This window comes from Paenibacillus sp. J22P51, assembly GCF_059692215.1.
Genome location: NZ_JCAUAZ010000018.1, coordinates 62050 through 82720 on the forward strand (window position 1 = coordinate 62050; position 20671 = coordinate 82720).

Below are 20671 nucleotides of genomic sequence, written 5' to 3' on the forward strand. Positions count from 1 at the left end.
TTTCTTGTTTCGAACAAAAAAATTACACATTGGAAAAGGTTTCATTTACTTAAATGATAACCCTTTGCAATACGCAATTCAGGTTTTCCCTTTAAGACTATTAATACTGTACCACACAATATTAGGTATTGCAATTATAGCTGAGAGGGATTTATTGCTAAAGCTAAAAAGGACTCTCTATCGTCAATTTTAAGCGCCACAGCTAGTGCTAATGCGACATCTTTCGACGGGACAATTCGACCATTTTCGATTGAATTTATGATGGAATAGCTGATCCCCGCTTTCTCGCCGAGTTTACGCAATGTGAGATTTTGCTGTTGCCGCAGCTCTTTGAGCCGGATATGAAAGGCCATGATCGCCTCACCTCAACTTTCCTTATTTTTTTGTCTGTGAATTTCAGTTCTAATTTTGTCGAATGGGTCTTCCCAGGCTGGCGGCTTGATGGTTTTGCCCATTTCATTCTTGTGAACCTTGCCATCTGGCCAAACCTTGGACATATTCGCATGCTGAACGATATCAAAGATCGGTCCAGGCTCTACACCCATTTCAACAAGTGTCCCCAGCACAAAATACAATTCATCAATCATCGCATCGACTTCATCTTCTAACGTAGCTGCTTCTTCAAATTCATTCAGCTCTTCTTGCATCCACGCTAGACGCGCGGCTTTACGCTGAGCGGATAGGCGCTGCGGTGATGCGCCCACCGGATGCTCAAACGTTTCATGAAATTTTTTCACAGCTTCGAAAGCTAGCTTTAATGTCATTTTATCTTAACTCCCTTAACACGGTTATAGTTTTCTACTATATACCATTTGGAGGGAGTTGTGGTCAATATCTCCCATGTCTATTTAAAATGACGCCCCATAATAAAACGATTTTTCCAATAGCCTGAGTTCATTTCACGGATGACTACGCCAGAACTAGTTGTATTGCTGATGAATTGCCCGTTGCCGATATAGATACCGACATGATTAATGCGGCCAGGTGTCGATGTACTGAACATCACCAAGTCGCCTTTGCTTAGGCTTGTCTTCTTAGAGACACGGGTCCCTAATTTCGCTTGATCTCTAGAGCTCCACGGGAGTGAGATCCCATTCTTACTGAATACGAGTTGCGTATACGCGGAGCAATCTAAGATAAGACGGCTCGTGTTTCTCGTACCGTAACGGTAATCAACCTTCCCGATATACGACTTCGCTGTACGCACAATGCTGTCTGCACGCGACGTGCTCGTTGCTGTCGCAGTTATGGTTGCATTAGTGGTCGCCGTGGCAGCAGAGGCCGCTTGCGGGCTTAACAACGCAGTTCCAGCGACTAACAAGGAAAGACTTAGACCTAATATGGATTGGGTAAGGCGGTTCTTATTCACATAAAGCATGATTGATTTCCTCCTTTGGCATGGGAATATGGGCTTGTTTGACCTGCTACTACCATAGCACATGCCAAATACCCTAATATTTAACAGCAAAGGAGGAAACACGCGTCACGCCTAATTGTAGGTATTATTCTGATAATTTCATGAGAATTCTATGAGAATCAGTCTCTTGACACAAATGAATCCGCTTTATCGCCTGTTTGCTCATGACGGAACTCCGAAGGGGTAATACCATATTTCTTCTTAAATACCTGAGAGAAGTGCCTCATATCTTGATAGCCAATACGCTCAGCGACGTCCGCCAGCTTCATCTTCGGATTCGTAAGCAGCTGCTTCGCCTGCTCCAATCGCAGGTTAATCACGAACTCCTTAAAGCCCTGCCCCGTCTTCTGCTTAAACAGCTGACTAAAGTACACAGGGTTCAAATAGACAATCGATGCCACTTTCTCAAGGGAGAGGTCGTCATGAAAGTGAGTGCGCATATATTGAAGGGCAACTTCGACGGAACGATCACTGCCGCTGGCATGATGCTCATAGACCTGTGTCGTTGATGCCTGCCGCATCCGCTGAACCTCCGCGGGAACGGCTTGGAACTGCTCGATCCGTTCCGTGCTCATGATTTGGAAGGGTACCTTCAAATATTTAATGAGATGACTGCGAAGCTCCTCAATGAGCTGTGCAATACTTGTTCCATCGGGTGGCGTGACGAGTCCTAGCAGGCTCTTGCTGTCGTGAACCGTCACGAAGCCCTTGCCGTAGCGTTCGATCAGCTCCAAAAGGACGTTCTCAATAATGAAATTTTCCAGGAAAACGGCCTTATTTGTCTCCATTTTGACCATAATTAAGTAGAAATGGGGGTGTTGCTCAACGAAAGGGCCCATATCGATGCGCCCCGTATCCAGACCTTGCACCCAGCGCTGGAAAACAGCTTCCTGCAGAAATTTGCGATTCGTCTTGAGCAGCTCCGCTTCCTCGATTAGTTCGGTATCATGAGCGATTTCCTCGCTCAGCTTTCGAATCATTTCGCTCAGCACTTCTTTGCCGATCGGTTTCAGCAAATAATCTTTTGCTCCAAGACGCACAGCTTCTTGTGCATAGGAAAACTCCGAATATGCGGAGATCACGACCCACTTCACATGTGGATGGCGGCTGCGCGACATATTCATGAGCTCTAAACCTGTCATTCCCGGCATCAGTATGTCCGTTAGCACGATATGAATCGTCTGACTGCGAAGGATACTAATCGCTTGCTCTGCATTCGAGGCTAAGTGGATCGTGTGCTCAGGAAAGCGATTCTGAAGCGTACGTTGAATGCCTTGCAGAATAATGGTTTCGTCATCAACGATAAGAATATCCATGATGGTCTGTTATACCCCCTTACGAGGAAGCGGCATCGCTATGATAACCGTAGTTCCTACCTCTTGTTTACTTTGTATCCGAAGTCCGTAGGCCTCTCCGAACAGCAATACAATACGACGATGCACATTAGTAAGACCGATGCCTCTTCGCGTCATCTTGCTGCCCTGAACTGGCTGCAAGTCAGTTACCATGTCACTTGACTTGTCACCTGCTTTATTGGTGTACGGATCACCAATCATACGTGCGTCTTCTACAAGTCTTTCCTGCATTTGACGGAGGAGACCTTCCTCAATCCCCACGCCATTATCAGAAATAATGATATGAAGCTCTTGCTCATGCACCTCCGCGAATACCCGAAGCACCCCAGGCTCTCGCATTGGCTCCAACCCGTACTTAACAGCATTTTCGATGATGGGCTGCAGCGTCATTTTGGGCAGAACAACATCCAGCCACTCCGGATCTATGTGAATCTCCGTACTTACCCTGCCCTCCAAGCGGTTCTCAATGATCGTCATATAATGGCGCATCTGATCTAGCTCTTGCTGCAGCGTCGTTTTGGACGCTTCCTGCCAGTCACTGCTGTATCTGAACATGTGAGACAAAGCAAGGATCACTCTGCCTAGTCGATCATTCTCTCGTTCATCCAGCATCCAATAAATCATATCCAAGGTGTTATAGAGGAAATGAGGGTTTACCTGAGACTGCAGCGCCTGCAGCTCGGCATTTTTCTCACTCATCGAAGCTAGCGTAATGCGTTCAATCAGCTCATCCATCCGATTCACCATCCGATTAAAGGAGGACACCAGCGAGTTAATTTCCTCAAAGGATTTGACGGTCACCGAGCCCTTGAAATTCCCCATCTCCACCTGCTTCATCTCACGAATCAACAGCTTCAGCGGAGAGGAAATATTCTGGGAAATCAGACTTGCCAAAGCCGTCGAAAGGATAATCAGAACCACAATCACGATGTATAAGTACTCTCGCGTTTTCACGACTTCGGCATTGATATCATCTTTAGGCGTTAATCCGAAAACGGTCCAATCTGACATTTTCGCCTTCGCGGCTACAATTAATTGATCTGTGCGATCATCAATGATGATCTCACTTGTTTTGGGTCGAGGTAAGCCAGTGAAAGATGGCGAGTTCTTCTTATCTTCGGCCGTCGTTGCAATCATCCGGTTCTCTTGGTCAACAATATATACGCGGCTATTGGGACTAATCGTTACGTTCGATAAGGCTGCGAGTATCGGTTGTGGATTGGTCTCGATCAGCATAACGCCAATCACACGGTGGTCTGTGAGGTCATACAGCTTTCTTCCAAAAACAAAGAGAGGGTTTCTTTGAAACTGATTGATCATCGACCCTTCAACCAGCCCCAACCAGACCATCTCCCCCGAGGAATCCTGCAGCTTCTGATACCAATCCGCAGAAGCGTAATTGGTATCAATAACACTATCGAATCCGCGCTCATAGTTGTAGTTTTTGCCTGCATTCGTTATGACATGAATCCCGATAATATCATCACGCGAGTAGTAGATTGCTCCCAAAATATTGGTAATCGTACGCTCATTTAAAATGTTAGCTGTCATATCGGTATTGAAGTCACGATCTTCAATTAACCGCAGCATCTCAAAGTTACTATTCAATGATTTCGTAATACTATCATAACCCTGTAACAGCAAATCAAATAAACCTACGGTTTGCGAGATATTTTTCTGCGCCAAATCGTTAATTTTACTATGTATAATTTGGGTGGTCTTCTGATAATACAAGATACTGACAAGCAGTACGAGCACGAGCATAGACGTGATAAATAGCATGAATAGCCGATTATGAATGGAATTAAGGCCCCGTTTCACGTATGCGTGGTCCCCTTTCGTTAGGCAGTATTTGCTATTTTACCACAGCCAAATCTGAAAATGAAAAAAGAGAGGGGTGAAGTTAACCCTTCACCGCTCCCGCTACCATACCTTTTGTAATTTTATCCGCTAATAAGAAGTACACGAGAATAACCGGCAGCGCACCTAGAACAAGGAAAGCACCGATAGCTCCATAGTTAACGGAATATTGACTTACGAAACTGTTAACCCCGAAAGGAAGCGTCTTAAGCCGCTCGGACGAGATAAATGTCGCCGCGAGGATGTACTCGTTCCAGATATTAATGAAGGTTAGAATACACACCGTCATCATCGGAGGAATTGAAATTGGTAGAATGATGCCGCTGAAAATCTTAAAGACTCCCGCTCCATCCACAACCGCCGACTCTTCAATTTCAGCCGGAATGGACTTCATGAAGCCGCTAAGGATAAAGACGGCAACCGGCGTCTGAAACGCAATGTAAGGCAGAATAATGGAAGCATGCGTGTTCAGGATATGCATATTTTTGAAAATAATCATGAGCGGCAATAGCGTTGCCTGCATCGGAACCATCATCCCGATGAGGAAGATCACCATGACTAATTGACCGTATTTCCATTTGAATCTTGTAATCGCAAAGGCAGTTAATGAGCTTAAGAACAGAACACATACCATCGTTATTAAGGTAACAAATAAGCTATTCTTTAAATATTGGAAGTAATGGCCGGCTTTAATGGCATCGGTGAAGTTCTTCCATTGCAGCACGTGCGGTAAGGAGAAAAACCGTCCTGAGAGAATTTCCTCATTGGTTTTTAACGAATAAATGAATAGCCAAAGCAGTGGATATACCTGTGTTACTACAAGTAGTGATAACAATGCAATGACCAGAACTTTTAGGATAGAGAAGCTTTTGCGTCTCCGGATGATAGCAGGTTTAGCCGAAACTGCTTCCCTGGCGTTCTGCATGGTGACACTCCCCTTCCTCATGAAAATTTTCTCTCTAGACGGTTAAATACCGTGTTAATAATAACTGTTGCTGCTAGACATACCACAACCAAGAAGGCTGCAATCGCACTTCCATATCCATATTTCAGGGAAAGGAATGAATTGTTATACATCAGAGTTGAAATAACATCTGTTGCATGAGCTGGGCCGCCACCTGTCATGACCATAATCATGTCAAATGCTTGTAAGGAACCGATGAACGCAAGGACGATCGATATTTTGAAAATCGGAATATTCATAGGGAAAGTAATATACCAGTCTGCTTTAAGTCCATCCGCTCCATCGATCCGTGCAGCCTCATAAATATCGGCCGGGATGTTCTGGATACCGGTAAACTGGATTAGGGTGTGGTACCCCAAATACTGCCAAAGGGCCACGAAATAGAGAGAATACATAGCAATTTTAGGATCGGTTAGCCACGATCTCGTCAAGCTGTGTAAATGAAGCATATCTAATACTTGATTGAGCATACCGCCCATAGACGCTGGGTTATAGATCGTTTTCCACAATTGACCTACGATAACAACGGATAAAATAACAGGTAAAAAGTAACTGGAAACCAAAAAGTTCGGTTTTTTAATAAAACGATTAAGCAAAATAGCTACACCTAAAGCAATTGGGATCTCAATCATGGAGAATACAGCAAACATAAGTGTGCGTTTCACAGATGGCCAAAAGACAGGGTCATGAAAAAGCATCGTGCGGAAATTTTCAAGTCCAATGAATTTCGAAGTGCCAATCCCGTTCCACTCCAGCAATCCACTATACATGGACACGAGAATAGGTACAAACACAAGACCAATATAGATAATTAAACAGGGCAGTACAAACATGGCAATCGTCCACTTGGAGACTCTTAACACATTCACTTGGCTCGCCTCCTTCATGGGAATATACCCAATGAGAACTTACCCCAAGCACCAGGATTGGCACTCAAGGTAAGTCCCGATTGGGCTTATTACTTTAACTTATTTTTTGTTTGTGTCGTAAGCTGTTTGGTGCTCTTTCGCTACAGTAGCAGGATCTACTTTTTGAACGAAGAGGTTTTGAATGCTTGTTAAGTGGCCTTGAGCTGTTCCTGGGTTCATTGTGTTATCGAACGCAAGGTCGCCGCCTTTAACTTTTTTGAATAATCCAAGAACGTCCATTGCCATATCGGAGTATCCAGCAGCTTTGAAGTCGCCGTCAACTTTTTGTGCGATACCTACAGCGCCTTTAACAGCGAATGCTTCTTTAGGGAAGTTCAACATGAAGTAGTTCAAGAAATCTTTGGTTTCTTTCAAGTGCTTGCTGTTAGCAGAAACCGCGAATGCGCTACCTGGAGCCAACATGAACTCGTCTGGGTTACCTTTACCTTTAACAGTTGGGAATTGGAATACGCCAACTTTACCGTTAACGGAAGATGTTTCGATACCGCCAGTTGCCCAGCTACCCATGAAGTACATAGCCGCTTTACCTGTTTTGAACAAGTTTTCACCTGCGTTGTAGTCAAATGATGTTGCGCCTTCTTGGAAAGCGCCAGCTTGGATCAAGTCTTGGAAAGAACTAACTGCATCCGTGAATGCTGGATCAGCGAACGTTTTCTTACCGTCTACAACGGCTTGCAAGAATCCAGGACCGCCGTTTGTGCGAAGCAAGACGTTCATGAACAAGAAGGAACCAGTCCAAGAATCTTTTTCACCGATCGCCATTGGCTGAATGCCTTTGCCTTTTAATGTTTTTACAGCTGCAACCATCTCTTCGAACGTTTTTGGCACTTCAACGCCAGCTTGTTTGAACAAGTCTTTGTTGTAGTAAACTACAGCGATGTTGTTACCATCTGGCAAAGCGTAGATGTTATTTTTGAATGTATACCAGTTAAGGATACCTTCTTGGAATGTACCTTTAAGTCCGTTTTGCTCAACCATGTCATTCAAAGGAGCGAATAGGCCTGCATCCACGAATGGTTGCATTTGTGCAGCCGGGTTCACGACAGTGATGTCAGGAACTTCTTTGGAAGCTGCTTGTGTTTTCAATTTAAGCTTTTGTTGATCCGTGTTCAAGGAATCAAGTTCGATCTTGATGTTCGGATTTTTTGTTTGGTAATCGTTTACGATTTTCTTCAACATACCATTCTTCGGATCAGTAGGATCCGGATATATGTTTTGGAACGTGATAGTAATGTTCTTCCCAGTCGCTGGTGCCGTTGTTGCTCCTGCTGCTGGTGAAGCTGTGCTCTTGCTGTCTCCACCTGAACCACACGCTGTTAAACTAATGGCTAGCAAGCTTGCCGCAATGACTTGTAGTGATTTATACTTTTGCACCAATGTAAATCCCCCTCGTTTGAGTGAATGTCTTTATGCTCCTATTATGCGATTTTATTGGCACCCCTTACAATGCGTTAACTTTAGGTATAATGTTTGATTTCTATAGATTTTTTGCCTCACCTAACTTTCCCGTTTGGCTGATTTATTATGAGTTGAACTGAGATTCGGTGCAAATTATAGGTAAAAAAGGAAAGGAAAAAGCGACTCTTCGGCAGCTCGCGCTGACTTAGAATCGCTTGATAAATAAGGATATTTTAGTAGGCCTTGGGCACTTCTACCCGGTTCGTGATACCGTCTTCGGTGAAGTAGATATGAACGTCAAAGCCTTGATCATCCATAAAATACGACACGTATTTCGGCTCGCCATGCTTGATCGGTACAAGAAGCGTCGCAATGCGGTGGCTGCGGGCAGACTTCGTTGTCGCCTTCAAATGGTATTGCGGCGGTAAACCTTCAATTTCTGACTGATCAATATCTGTGAAGCTTTGATGCTGGGATAGGTCTAGCTCGCCAGAGGAGCAGTACACGAATCGTCCGTCCATATCAGCCTTACGGCCTTGGACCTTGAAGGTCTGACCATTCAGCTTCATTTCATATAACGTCTGAAACAGCCAATCGACGGTCCCATCCTGCGCGAGATCGATATGATCGACGACCACAACGTAGGTCCCGAAGAAGTAAAGTTCCCGTACATACCGTTCCAGATACGGCACGTATTCTTGGTATGCCGCGGTTGCATTACTGCGGGAATACCCATAGCCCTTGCGCTGTTCGGCAATCTCAACGAACCCATTGGCCGCCATGTTTAGTACTTTATTCTTCTCTGCATATTGACCCAAACCATCGATCAAAATGTTGTTCGTCGAGCGCGTCTGTCTGCGCCAATTCATATGCATCGTGGAGCTGAACGCCACGTAGTAGCCGCTCTCGATTGCTAACGGCTCGCCATAGGCATGCAGCAGGAAGCCGTTTTGGTCGCCATGGCTATGGCTGACAGAGCCGTATTTGCTGCTCTTCGTGAGGAGCATAATGTGACGCTCCGGATCAGCCATATTCGAGTGGAAGGCGACCCAGTCGATGTCACGGAACCATTTGACCGACTGAATATTCGCATCGGTTGGTGCAATTGCATCCACCTGCGGATAATCGTGACGGTATACCATTTCGTCAAAACGGAAATCCCACCAGCCGTAGTTGTAAAACTTCATTTCCGAATCAGTATCAGTCTCACGAACCCGTTCGTAATACCATTGATACAAACCGTTTCCTGTTACACCTGCAAATTGGCGGATGTTGAAGCCTGTTTTCAAGCTGACCGGATCCCCCAATGTCGATTGATCGCCAAAGCTCGCCCGTAAAGTATCTGGACTGAACGCATACAGCGGGAAATCGCCCGTTTTAGCGAAAAATGGTCGTTTATAGAAGTTAATGCCTGTATATTTCTTCAGCAAATTCATCGCTTCTGTAACAAAAGCCATCCCCGTAGTCCAATACATCGGACCTTCGGCCCAGCCTCCGTCCGGCCCGCCCCATGGCGAGTAGAGACACGCATAATATTCAAGCGTATAGTCTAACCATTCTTGAACCTCCGACTCTTCCTGCAAAAGCACGATGCAGCAAGGCACAAGCACGCTGGATAGTGAACGCACGGCGTGACTGTCGAAAGGGACATGATGGATTTTGGAATGCTCTATGACGTGCTGTGCGATTTGACGTGTACGTTCGAGCAGAACGTGTCGAATCTGCTTTCTTTCATCTTCGGATAGTTGGTCATAGAGCCAGTCATAGCCCCAGGCAATAGCTCCTGCCATTCGGAAGGAAGCCTCATCGTTATAGTCGCGGCTTGTCGTTCCTCTAATGTCCCACGTACAGATGTGGAGCAACCAGGTTTTGGCGCGATCTAACAGCGTAGGATTGTTGAGCAGCTTTCCTGCTACGGCCAAATGACGTACCGCATATAAGGTTTCTTGCGTATCCATGTACATCTGACGCCACAGTTTGGCTACCCGCTTATTTCCTGGGTAATGAAGCGGCTCCGCAATGAGGTCGCGTTCGATCCATGGTTTAACGGACTTCTCAAAGAAAACATCGAATTCGCAATAAGTTGGATCGCTCGCTAATTCGGAGCGGAAGGCTTCTATCTCGGAAGCTTGCAACCATAACCGTGGATGCTGGGCTGAAACCTCTGCGTAGCGCTTGACTCTGCTTGGCAGTGGCGTTTCCGGCAGATCTGCCGGTACTTCGAAGCGTCGAACGCAGCTCCATGCTGTTTGCTCGCCGTTTTCTTGAAGAAGAGCATAACGCCAATAGTACGTGCCTGCTTCAAGTGCAGCATCAGGTGTATATAAGTTATATGGGATCGGTTGAACTGTCTTCGTTTCGGCAGTTTCGAAAGCCGCCGTTTGTGCGATCTGTAGCACATAACGATCATGCTCCAGCTGTGCCGGAATCCATGTGAAGCGAGGTGGGTTTTCCAGTAACACCGTCTTCTCATTCGGCTCGTATTGTACGGTTAGCACACCGCTCTGCGGTTCGTAAAGTGGAGATTGTGTCATTGATAATTCCCCTCCAGGCTGTGTTCTGTAAGGCGTATGGTGTTAAGGATGCAGGTGAGTGAAGCATGATTGAATATGAAAATTGAATGAATGTGAAAAATGGAGTTCAACAGCGTTTCTGCGCCGTCGAGTATGTCTTTCGAACAAAAGCTCGAATGACAAATTACAAGATTTGTAATCCTTTATCTGTCATTAGTTGAACGCGGACAGAACCATTCGGATGATTAGGAACGGTTATGCTGATTTCATGATCCGTAACTTGGGATAGGTGAACCGCACTACCCGCACGATACACGTGAATGAAATCCGCCTTACGGTCATTCCGGCGATGAAGCATCGCTGTAAGTGAGCGACTTGGATCTACGGCATCTCCTGGTGTCTGTACAGCCACAACCTCATCGCCTGACTGAACGAGCGCGGAATGGAAAATGACCGTGTTGGTCGAACTGCTAGAGGAGCCTTTTAGCTCATAGGAAACCTGAAGTTGCGCCGCGCCGTTAGCCTCAAGACCTTCGTTCGGCACGTATTGCCCAACGATGGGCAGCTGTTGCTCCTTAAGCGTTGTTGTTTCTCCCACTTTTTCAGCAATAAGCAGCTTGTAGGCAGCTTCTTGGCTAAGCGGTTGTTGATTGGCTGCTACCGGTACAACAGGGTGCATCCACCATTCGATCGCTTGTGGTAGTTCGCCGGCGAGCTCAACCTGGAACCAATCCAACAACCATTCATCCGTTAGCAGAAGATGCCGATTCATCGTGCACCCTTCATAGCCGTCCGTCGACTGTATCCAAGCATAGACCGAAGTTTCTGTCGATTCATAGTGCTTGAGGTGCCCTTCATGCGGCGCTTGTGATTGCCCTGCCAGCGACACCGTGTTATGGCTGGCCGTTTCTGCGAACCACGATCTGCGCATGGACGAGCCGTAAGGCACCATCCCGAGATCGGGTGTCAGGGTTTGATCCTTGTGCATCAACGTGAGATGCAGCTTGTCGTAGTGGCCGTGGGAACCGCCGTGCTCGCCGAAATCGGCGAGGAACGAGAGCGGGTTCCCCGCCATGCGGCCGATGACGAAGCCGGCGTCCGGCCAGAGCCGCGAGCTGCGCGGCTCTAATGTAGCGGCGCGGTCAGCGCCACCGCCGTAGAGCAGCGCCTCGAGCTGCTCGTTGCCGGCAGCGCCTAGCTGCCGGTACGCTTCGCGAAGCACCGGCGCGAGGCCGGCAATGCCGTAGATCGTGAGCCCCTGCTCAGCGATCTCAGCGATTTCGCGGGCGTAAGGGCCCCGCTCCAGCGGCCCGTCATGCAGGGCAGGCAGAGCGCCCTGATCGTCGGCCAAGTCGGCCAACGCTTCAAGCATGCCGCACATGGATTGTCCCTCTGCGCCAGTCGTGGCGTAGAGATCAATGCCGAAGCGCTGTGCCATTTCGGCAGCGATGAGATATGCACGAAGCACGAATACGTGATAGTACGTGCTTCCTTCGAATTCGAATTGATCGGCTTTGACGCCGATGGAAAGATGATGAATGAAGCCGCCTTGGCCATCAATAAGCGCTTCTAGTGCAGCTTGCTCACCACGAGCCGCATACACACAGGATAATGACGCGTTCAGCCAAGCGGTGTAGTTGTTCTCCGCATTATTCCGCTCATGAATCAAAATATGACGGTACTCCTCCATACTCACCGCCAACAAGTCTAAGAACACGTCGATCGCTACCTGTTCCTTCGCATCGAAGGTAATACCCTCATCGCGCAGTAGCAAATAGGCCCGTATCAGCGTTGTAGACCAAATCGCCTCAGTCAGTGCTTGGTGGAATGCCCGCCCCTTCAGCATCCAGTTCTGCGCTTCCGGATGCACCGGATAGAGCGGGAACTGCTCTGCGTACTCGACAAGCAAACGTTTACTAATCTGCGCATAGGATACGTTGCCCAATGCCGCATAAACGGCAGCGGATTGCAATGCCACTCGCGCTAAGGACTGATGCTTGAACACGAGCCATGCACCGCGATAAGCTTCACCTGTGATCACACAACCGTGGGGGCACAGAAATTCTGAAGCATCTACACGGCTATCATCGAACAACAGTTCGGTATGATGGTGTGGACAAACATACTGGTGCCACCAACCCCCAGGTTCTTTAGGAACGACCAGGCTGCCTGCTTGCTGCAGCCTGTCGATTTCTTCTTTAAGCCTTTGGGCGGTTTGACCCGCCCACGTCATTGTCTCTACTTTTGCGCCTAATGTGATCGCGGTACTCATCGCATCATCATCCCGCCATTGATTTCGATCGTTTCACCTGTTACGTAACCAGCAAGATTGGAAGCAAGGTACAGAACTGCACCAGCCACATCATCCGGCGTTCCTTCACGTTGCAGCGGAATGCCATTGATCGTAGCTTGACGCGCTGTGTCCGTCGTGAATGTCGCGTGGAACATGGTATTGCCGATAAAACCAGGGGATACATTGTTTACCGTGATTCCACTTGCAGCAACTTCCTTCGCTAAACCTTTGGAAAAGGTTAGTACTGCTGCTTTACTTGCTGCATAAATGCTGGATCCCGGTCCGCCGCCGTTATGAGCTGCAACGGATGTCATGTTGATGATACGGCCGTAGCCTTTTTCTTTCATGCCAGCAAGCACTCGTTTGGACATGAATACCGTGCTTTTCAAGTTCACATCCATGATGCGATCATACATCTCTTCAAACATGTCAGCGTTCGGTACACGTTGTACCAAGTGGCCTGCGTTGTTTACTAGAATATCGATGGTTCCGCCCAACGCTTGCTCAACTTCACTTACAAGTCTGTCGATTTGTTCTACATTCGTTACATCTGCTTGCACAAGGACTGCTTCTCCACCCAATGCTTGGATTTCAGCAACAACTTCCTGTCCTTGTGTCACATTGTTCAAACAGTTAACGCCAACTTTTGCACCATTACTGGCCAATGCAAGTGCAATTGCACGTCCTATCCCTGCATTAGATCCTGTTACAAGTGCAATTTTCCCCGTTAAGTTGATGTTCATTTTGGTATCCTCCCATGGATGTAAATCTATTTTTTATTTGAATCGCTGCTTGTGCAGCGTAACTACCTTTTCAATTTCTATCGAACCTGTAAGCCTCTATTTCGGGAAAATCAGCTCGATCTCTGATGTAACGGACTCCAGAGCCGTTATTTACTGGTTTGGAGGCAAATATACACCCCAAGGATGCGAATAACGCCCATGTAGTCCGTTAAAATTAATAACGCTACTTCTTCGCCGAATAACGTCTCCTGTGTCCGTTAGGCACGGGGTGGACGGTGGCGGCTCACCCGCGCAGCCGAGGCCGCACCGTCTCCGGCATCGTCATCGTGACGCAGGTGCCGCTCCCCCACTCGCTGTCGACGGACAGCCCGTAGGCTTCGCCGAACACCATTTGAATCCGTCGGTGGACGTTCATCAGACCGATGCCGCCACCACGCTTGGTCCCGGTGCTCGCTTCTTCCGGCTCCGCCAAGCGGTTCTCCTCCAGCTTCCTGCGCAGTTCGGCCAGGCGTTCCGGCATCATGCCGGTGCCGTTATCCTCGATGAAGACCTGGAACAAGCCGCCCTCTTTGCTGGCATCAATACGAATTTTGTGATGATCCTCCACCCCATCCGGAAAAGCATGCTGAAAAATATTTTCAATCAAAGGCTGCAACGTCAAGCGAACCATCTTCTCCAGCAGCAAGCTCGGCGGAATCGCCACGTCAATCTCGAATTCCCGCTCCGTACGATGCTGCAAAATAATCATATAGTTCCGCACATGATTCAGCTCATTCGCAACCGTGATTTCCTCTAGGTTGGTTTGAACGGAGTAGCGAAGCATAAACGCCATCGCCTCTACCATTTCTGTGATTTCGCTAGAATCCTGAACAATGGCATAACAGTTGATCGTTTCCAACGTGTTGTATAAGAAGTGCGGGTTAATTTGCAACTGCAGGGATTGAAATTCAGCCCTCTGCCGTTCGAGTTTGGTTTCGCCAAGCTCCAGCGCATTCTTCTGCTGCTCTAGCTCGGCTTCATACACCCGCTCGATCATATCCGACAGGCGCGTCACCATCAGGTTGTAGCTGTGAATGAGTCCACCCATCTCGTCCGTTCGGCCAGCGTCTTCGATATACTGCCAGTTCCCTTTCTCTGTTTCCCGCATGCTGTCTTTGAGATCCCGAATCGGCATGATAATGGAACGACCAAAGCGAGAAGCAAGCCAAAGCGCAGCGGCCAAGGTAACCAGACCCACGATAATTGTCGTTGTCCGAATGGTATTCGCGGGACGGCGGAGCTCCTCAACAGGCATCGATGCAACCAGGTTCCAGTCCGAGTAACCGGACTTTCGAGACACAAACATACGTTCTTCTCCATTGTATTTGGACAAAAATGTCTGATCGCCGCTCGTCAACACTTGAGAAGCAAGCTCGTCTTTCGGTTTGCGCCCACTCATCGTCCGTGGATAAATGTAATTACCCGCATCATCCACGATGAAGAAAAACCCTTCTTTCCCTAAGCTAACCCGATCCCAAGTCTTAGCGAGTTCATCCAACTTGATTTCAATCGCTACAACTCCACGATTCGTATCACCATACGAAGGACCTCTTACCTTGCGAGCCATCGTAACGACAGCCCCCTTATCGACGGTCCGGATGCTCATATTAAGCAGCGCGATTTTACCATCGGATGGCGTTAATTTCATCAAATTCTCATACTTCTCCTGCACTAAAACAGGGTCAAAGTTGAACAAGTTCTGATTCTCATAGATCACAGAACGACCATGCTGACCCGTCACATAAATCATGTTAAGCTGCTTATATAACGTAACAATCGACTCGACCGAGGCGAGTGCAAATTTCTTGATTTTGTCCGAATACACATAATACTCATAGGCATCATCCGGCTTAATTTCCATGAACGCTCGTACGTCGGAATTCGACGAAAAGGCATTACTGAGCAGCTCATACGCCTGTAAATAGCTATCCGTTTGATAGTTCGCACTATCGACCATCTGCTCCATATATTGCTTCACTTGATCATCCAGCGCCCGCGAGGATTGCCAGTAGGAAAAAGCCCCAACGGACACCAACGAGAGCACAATAACGATGAGAAAATACGCATAAATTTGACGCGACAGAGACTTTCTCTTCATTAACGGATCCCCATTCGCTGGCGGTATTCCGAGGGTAGACAGCCTTCATACTTTTTGAACGTTTTGGTAAAATGCGGATGATCCGCATACCCAACCTCACCGGAGATATCGGTAATTCGCCAATGCGGCTGCTGCAGCAGCTTTTTCGCCTTCTCCATACGTCGCCGAGTCCGATATTGAACGAAGGTTTCTTGCGTGTTTTGCTTAAACAATTGACTAAAGTAAGAGGGGTTCAACCCAATGAATTCAGCTACCTCTTCTAAGGAAACCTCCTCAGCCAGATGCGTCTCCATGTACTGCTTCGCTTCTTCAACAGGGTCCTTCTGCTTGCCTTTTCGCTTGCTCTTCAGCTCTTTCAGCAATCCCTGCACGGACGTCTCGAACCAACGCCACACATCTTCTTCGTTAAGCGAAGCGGAGATCTTCAGCTCCTCCTGGATCACGTACACATCGCGAACGGTAAGCCGCCCATGAACAAGTGTATAAATCTCCTGCACGATATCACTGATACGATTAAGCTTTAGTTTATAGGTACTCAGCTCGGATTGGATCTCCTCAAGAACGCGCTCAAGCTCCTCTTGCTGCAGCATCCACACGGCTTGTTCCAAGCGGGTAGCCCAGCTCTCCAGCTTCGTAACTGCAACAAAAGACTCTGAGCTCACCTTGCTTTTGTTCAGAATGAGCTTCTCTAACACCTGCTGAAACCCCTTAATATTGACTGGCTTTAGCAAATATTCTTTTACACCGTAAGAGAGGCACTTCTGTGCGTATTCGAAATCACCATAACCAGAAATCACGACCACTTGAATGTCGGCATCCATCTGGGCAATTTGAGCGCAAAGTTCGAGGCCATCCATCTTCGGCATCCGTATATCTGTGAATAGAAAATCAGGTCGTTCCTCTTGAATCCGCTGCATTGCGACAACACCATTCTCAGCTGTTCGCAAGCTTTCAATGGGCAGCTCCGATTGTTCCACAAGCTTCTGTAATCCTCTGCGTATCATCGGTTCGTCATCGACAATGAGTATGCGGTACATGAGGAGCTCTCCTTTCAAAACCTGTTGAAATGCATGCTCCCCACGTACCCTTAGGTACGTGAGGAGTCTGCATGCTCAGAAACTGAGCTTATTTACGCGGCATGATCACTGTCGTACCGGAGTCTTTACTATTGAATTTCTCATTTGCTTCCTTGATTACTTCGTTACCACCTTTGGATTTCCACTCTTCCAACACTTTCGGCCAATCAGTAATCGGCTCTTTTCCGTAAACCATTTTCACCATGTGGGAAAGAAGAACAGGAGGCGCTTGATCTGAAATTGGTGAAATGTCAGGGTTCTTCGCTAAGGAGTCTAAACGAGGTTCAAATTCAATCCCGTCGCGACCTTCATTTTTCAAAGTCGTATCGAAAATATTCATCAACTTCTTGCCTTCTTCAGTTAAGCCAAGTGTCCCTTTATTATATGTGGTATCTTGAACCATCCACAAGAAGGATTGACGGTAGCGCTCTTCGTCTACAGCTGCCGTATCCGTTGGCGCTTTGTAGTCGATTTTGCCATTCGTTTCTGTGTATGTGTCGCCTGCAATTCCGAATGTGAAGAATTTCTCTGCTTCAGGGGACAACATCCAGTCAAAGAATTTGATGATTTGCTCGGCATTTTTCGCATTTTTGTTAATGAAATAAGCGCGCGGCGCTGCTCCATACAGGTAGTGACCACCTTTGCCATCTGGTCCTGTTGGTGATGGAATGATTTCGATGTCACCTGCTGGAACGTTGGCTTTCAGCTGTGTTTCCCATTGCAGCATTTCGTTTGCGTTCATGGACCACATACCGGCTTTACCAGCAAGAATTGTGTTTTTGAACACCGTCGCATTGATCGTTGCGAATTCTTTATTGATCAAGCCTTCGTCAAACATGGTTTTGTATGTTTGAAGAGCTTTCATCATATTTTCTGTATCATAGAATTTCGGCAATACTTGATCGCCTTGCTGCTCGAACATGGACAAGTAAGGGTAGACGTCATAAGCACCGAAGAAGGAATCGGAGTACTTGAAGTTCTCACGACCCATATATGGGTTCTCTACGCCCATTTCCTTGAACTTGCGAAGTACTTTCATGTACTCATCAACCGTTTTCGGAACACCCAGACCTGCTTTATCCAGCAAGTCCTTACGAACGAAGATCGCACGACGGGATGGATTGGACAAGTATTCAGGAATCGCGAAAATTTTACCTTGATACGTTACTTTATCCCAAGCTGCTTTTGGTACTTGCTTCAGCAAATTCTGACCGTATTTCTTAAGCAAATCGTCAAGCGGCATGAACACGCCAGCTTTCACGGAACCCGCCATTTCCTTGCCGTTTACACCGCCATTAGCCTGAACAACATCAGGAATGTCGTTCGTTGCAAACATTTGGATCATTTTCTGTTCATATTCTTTGTGTGGAACAAGCACGATATTCATATCGGTGTTAGTCAGCTCTTCAAGCTTTTTAACCCATTTGTCTTGATTAATATCAGGCGATTTCTCAACATGTCCGAATGCGAGTGTACGCATGGAGATGGAGAATTTCGTTTTTTCTGCAGGTTTCGCACTTGCTGCGCCAGCTGCGCTTGATGCTGGTTGATCTGTTGATTTACTGGAGCAAGCAGCCAACATGGAAGCCATTAAAACGGTTGCCATAGTGACAGGAATCCATTTTTTCATTTCTACCCCTCTTTTCATCTCGCTTAGATATGAACACTTTCCTGCTCTCATTGTAAAAGCGTTTACAATTCCCTGATATGGACTCTCTTTAGTTTGAATTGTCTTTTTTTTAGAATTTTGTCAATATTGATCATTTCACGCAGATTATGTCTATGATTTAACCGATCCAACCAACATACCTTTGACGAAGTGACGTTGCAAGAATGGGTAGATGATAATAATCGGAAGCGTCGCAATGATAATGGTAGCCATTTTGATACCCTCCGGATCCATATGGGCAAGCCCGCTGAATTGAGCGGCATTCGGATCAATACTAATATCCTCGGATACAATCAACTGACGGAGCTTTACTTGAAGCGGCCAAAGTGCAGGCTTATTTACGTAGTACAATGCGCTTTGATACGTATTCCAGTGACTTACCGCATAGAAAATCCCTAGAGAAGCCATAACCGGTTTGGATAGTGGCAACACAATGTTCCAGATCATTCTAAGCTCAGAACACCCGTCGATACGTCCAGAATCAATCAATTCACTCGGGATTTGCATGAAAAACGACCGCATAATGAAGAAGTTAAAGGCGCTGATCGCACCTGGAATCATTAAGGCCCAAAGTGAATTTGTCAGGTGTAGATTTTTCATCAAAATAAAGTTAGGAATCAGCGGCGCTGTGAAGACCATCGTGATCAATACCATAATAACGACAGCGTTACGGCCTGCATACTCAGGGCGCGACACCGGATAAGCCAGTGAGGCGGTCGCAATCAGATTAATTAGTGTTCCCACCACTGTAATATACACAGTTACTCCGAAAGAACGCCAGATTGCTGCGTCACTAAATACATATTGATAATTGATCGATGTAAACTGAACGGGCCAGAACAATACCTTCCCATTCACAATAGATTCCGAAGAACTGAACGATTGAGCCAGCACGTTTAAGAACGGCAGGAGCATCGCTAGCGATAAGAGAGATAGAAATAATATATTAAAGCCGTTAAACATCTGCCAGCCGGCTGTCGGCTTGCGATTCATATAGCGTTCACCTCCGTCTTAGTACAAGCTTTCACCCGTTGTTTTTTTGCTTAGAACATTACCCGTTACGATAAAGATCACGCCTACTACGGCTTTGAAAAGTCCAATAGCTGTTGTATAACTAAACTGCTGAGACAGCAAACCTTGGGTATAGATGTACGTATCTAGAATTTCACCACTTTCTTTGTTGAGCGGATTCAAGAATACATAAACACGCTCGAAGCCAAAGTCAAGGAATTTACCAATGTGTAACAGGAACAAAATCATAATCGTCGGCAACAACGAAGGTAGTGTTATAGATATCGTTTGTCTCCACCGATTGGCACCATCCACCTCAGATGCTTCATATAAATCCGGATTAATCCCTGCTAACGCCGCTAAGTAAATGATGGTTCCATACCCGGAATCCCGCCAAATACCTGAAGAAATCAACACGGTACGAATCCATGATTCTTCACCCAAGAAGTAAATAGGCTCGTAGCCTAACCAGGTAATAAAGTGGTTGACAGCCCCTGTAGACGGGGAAAGAATGCCGATCGCGATCCCGCTCACGATAACCCATGACAGGAAGTGAGGCATGTACACGACCGTTTGAAGAACACGCTTGTAAACCACTAGGCGGAGTTCGTTCAATAGTAAGGCGAGTATGATTGGCGCTGGAAACCCTAGCAGCAAATCATAAACTCCGATGAGTATTGTGTTTTTCAAGATATTAAGAAAGTCATAGTGTGCAAACATGCGGGTAAAATGTTCAAGGCCTACCCACTTGCTGCCTGTGAAGCCGTCAAAAATGTTGTAGTCCTGAAACGCAATAACAGAGCCTAACAACGGTACGTACTTGAAAATAATAAAATAAATAATGCCCGGCAGCGATATTAGATATAGCGCCCTATACTTCCAAAACGTTCGCAGCATGGCCTTACCCTTACTCACCTGCGCACGCTGATTCATTTGCTTTACCGCTTGTGCGTTGACCGCCATCCTCTGGCCCCCCTCACTCATCTTCGTCGATGTTATAGGTCTATCGTACCCTGATGCAGCGCTTTCAACAATGGAATGACTTTTCACCGACTTGTGTTTTTTTTAGGTTTTTGGAGTGATTGAGAAACGGAACCTAGTACCGCTATTTCCGCGAATACGCGTATTTTCGTTGAGAAACGGAACGTCGTTCCTCTATTTCTTAGCTTTGCGCTGTTTCCAGGGGCATTCTGCGAGATTAGCGGATTCACGTTCCGCAACTCGCAGAATCACCACAAAATCGCCCAAATAGCGGAACTATGTTCCGTAACTTTGGACTCTGTTCATTCCCGCATCCATGCATCCA

16 protein-coding genes are annotated in these 20671 nt (G+C 46.8%); all 16 read right to left on the reverse strand.

Annotation, left to right across the window (positions count from 1 at the left end; translation table 11 throughout):
• Window positions 1–134: 134 nt before the first annotated feature.
• The 16 genes from AC58QC_RS26385 to AC58QC_RS26460 all read right to left on the reverse strand — a co-directional run bounded on the left by AC58QC_RS26385 (window position 135) and on the right by AC58QC_RS26460 (window position 20298).
• On the reverse strand, window positions 135–353 hold the full coding sequence (locus AC58QC_RS26385) for a helix-turn-helix domain-containing protein (protein WP_497418027.1): 219 nt from the start codon (window positions 351–353) through the stop codon (window positions 135–137).
• Between the two features lie 12 nt (window positions 354–365).
• The gene (locus tag AC58QC_RS26390) at window positions 366–764 is read right to left on the reverse strand and encodes a pyrophosphohydrolase domain-containing protein (RefSeq protein ID WP_497410977.1); all 399 of its coding nucleotides are present in this window, start codon (window positions 762–764) and stop codon (window positions 366–368) included.
• Between the two features lie 80 nt (window positions 765–844).
• On the reverse strand, window positions 845–1378 hold the full coding sequence (locus AC58QC_RS26395) for a C40 family peptidase (RefSeq protein ID WP_497418028.1): 534 nt from the start codon (window positions 1376–1378) through the stop codon (window positions 845–847).
• Window positions 1379–1536: 158 nt separating this feature from the next.
• Complete coding sequence (locus tag AC58QC_RS26400) at window positions 1537–2733, reverse strand: response regulator (RefSeq protein WP_497418029.1); 1197 nt, start codon at window positions 2731–2733, stop codon at window positions 1537–1539.
• Window positions 2734–2742: 9 nt separating this feature from the next.
• Window positions 2743–4593 (reverse strand): sensor histidine kinase, encoded by a 1851-nt coding sequence (locus tag AC58QC_RS26405; RefSeq protein WP_497418030.1) that lies wholly within the window; start codon window positions 4591–4593, stop codon window positions 2743–2745.
• A gap of 82 nt (window positions 4594–4675) precedes the next feature.
• On the reverse strand, window positions 4676–5557 hold the full coding sequence (locus AC58QC_RS26410) for a carbohydrate ABC transporter permease (RefSeq protein WP_497418031.1): 882 nt from the start codon (window positions 5555–5557) through the stop codon (window positions 4676–4678).
• Window positions 5558–5574: 17 nt separating this feature from the next.
• The gene (locus AC58QC_RS26415; protein WP_497418032.1) at window positions 5575–6465 is read right to left on the reverse strand and encodes a carbohydrate ABC transporter permease; all 891 of its coding nucleotides are present in this window, start codon (window positions 6463–6465) and stop codon (window positions 5575–5577) included.
• A gap of 99 nt (window positions 6466–6564) precedes the next feature.
• Window positions 6565–7902: an extracellular solute-binding protein gene (locus AC58QC_RS26420; RefSeq protein WP_497418033.1), complete on the reverse strand. Its 1338-nt coding sequence runs from the start codon at window positions 7900–7902 to the stop codon at window positions 6565–6567.
• A 254-nt stretch (window positions 7903–8156) separates the two neighbouring features.
• Window positions 8157–10457, reverse strand: coding sequence for a DUF4962 domain-containing protein (locus AC58QC_RS26425; protein ID WP_497418034.1), 2301 nt, complete (start codon window positions 10455–10457; stop codon window positions 8157–8159).
• Window positions 10458–10620: 163 nt separating this feature from the next.
• Window positions 10621–12708 carry a heparinase II/III domain-containing protein gene (locus tag AC58QC_RS26430; protein WP_497418035.1) on the reverse strand — a complete coding sequence of 696 codons (2088 nt, stop codon included), beginning with the start codon at window positions 12706–12708 and terminating at the stop codon, window positions 10621–10623.
• Window positions 12705–13472, reverse strand: a complete 768-nt coding sequence (locus tag AC58QC_RS26435; RefSeq protein ID WP_497268528.1) for an SDR family NAD(P)-dependent oxidoreductase — start codon at window positions 13470–13472, stop codon at window positions 12705–12707. Before AC58QC_RS26435 ends, AC58QC_RS26430 begins: the two co-directional genes overlap by 4 nt.
• Window positions 13473–13755: 283 nt before the next feature.
• The gene (locus AC58QC_RS26440) at window positions 13756–15609 is read right to left on the reverse strand and encodes a cache domain-containing sensor histidine kinase (protein WP_497418036.1); all 1854 of its coding nucleotides are present in this window, start codon (window positions 15607–15609) and stop codon (window positions 13756–13758) included.
• The gene (locus tag AC58QC_RS26445) at window positions 15609–16646 is read right to left on the reverse strand and encodes a response regulator (RefSeq protein ID WP_497418037.1); all 1038 of its coding nucleotides are present in this window, start codon (window positions 16644–16646) and stop codon (window positions 15609–15611) included. Before AC58QC_RS26445 ends, AC58QC_RS26440 begins: the two co-directional genes overlap by 1 nt.
• Window positions 16647–16734: 88 nt before the next feature.
• Window positions 16735–18315: an extracellular solute-binding protein gene (locus tag AC58QC_RS26450; RefSeq protein ID WP_497418038.1), complete on the reverse strand. Its 1581-nt coding sequence runs from the start codon at window positions 18313–18315 to the stop codon at window positions 16735–16737.
• Window positions 18316–18465: 150 nt separating this feature from the next.
• Complete coding sequence (locus AC58QC_RS26455; protein WP_497418039.1) at window positions 18466–19347, reverse strand: carbohydrate ABC transporter permease; 882 nt, start codon at window positions 19345–19347, stop codon at window positions 18466–18468.
• Between the two features lie 18 nt (window positions 19348–19365).
• Window positions 19366–20298, reverse strand: a complete 933-nt coding sequence (locus AC58QC_RS26460) for an ABC transporter permease (protein WP_497418064.1) — start codon at window positions 20296–20298, stop codon at window positions 19366–19368.
• Between the last annotated feature and the right edge of the window lie 373 nt (window positions 20299–20671).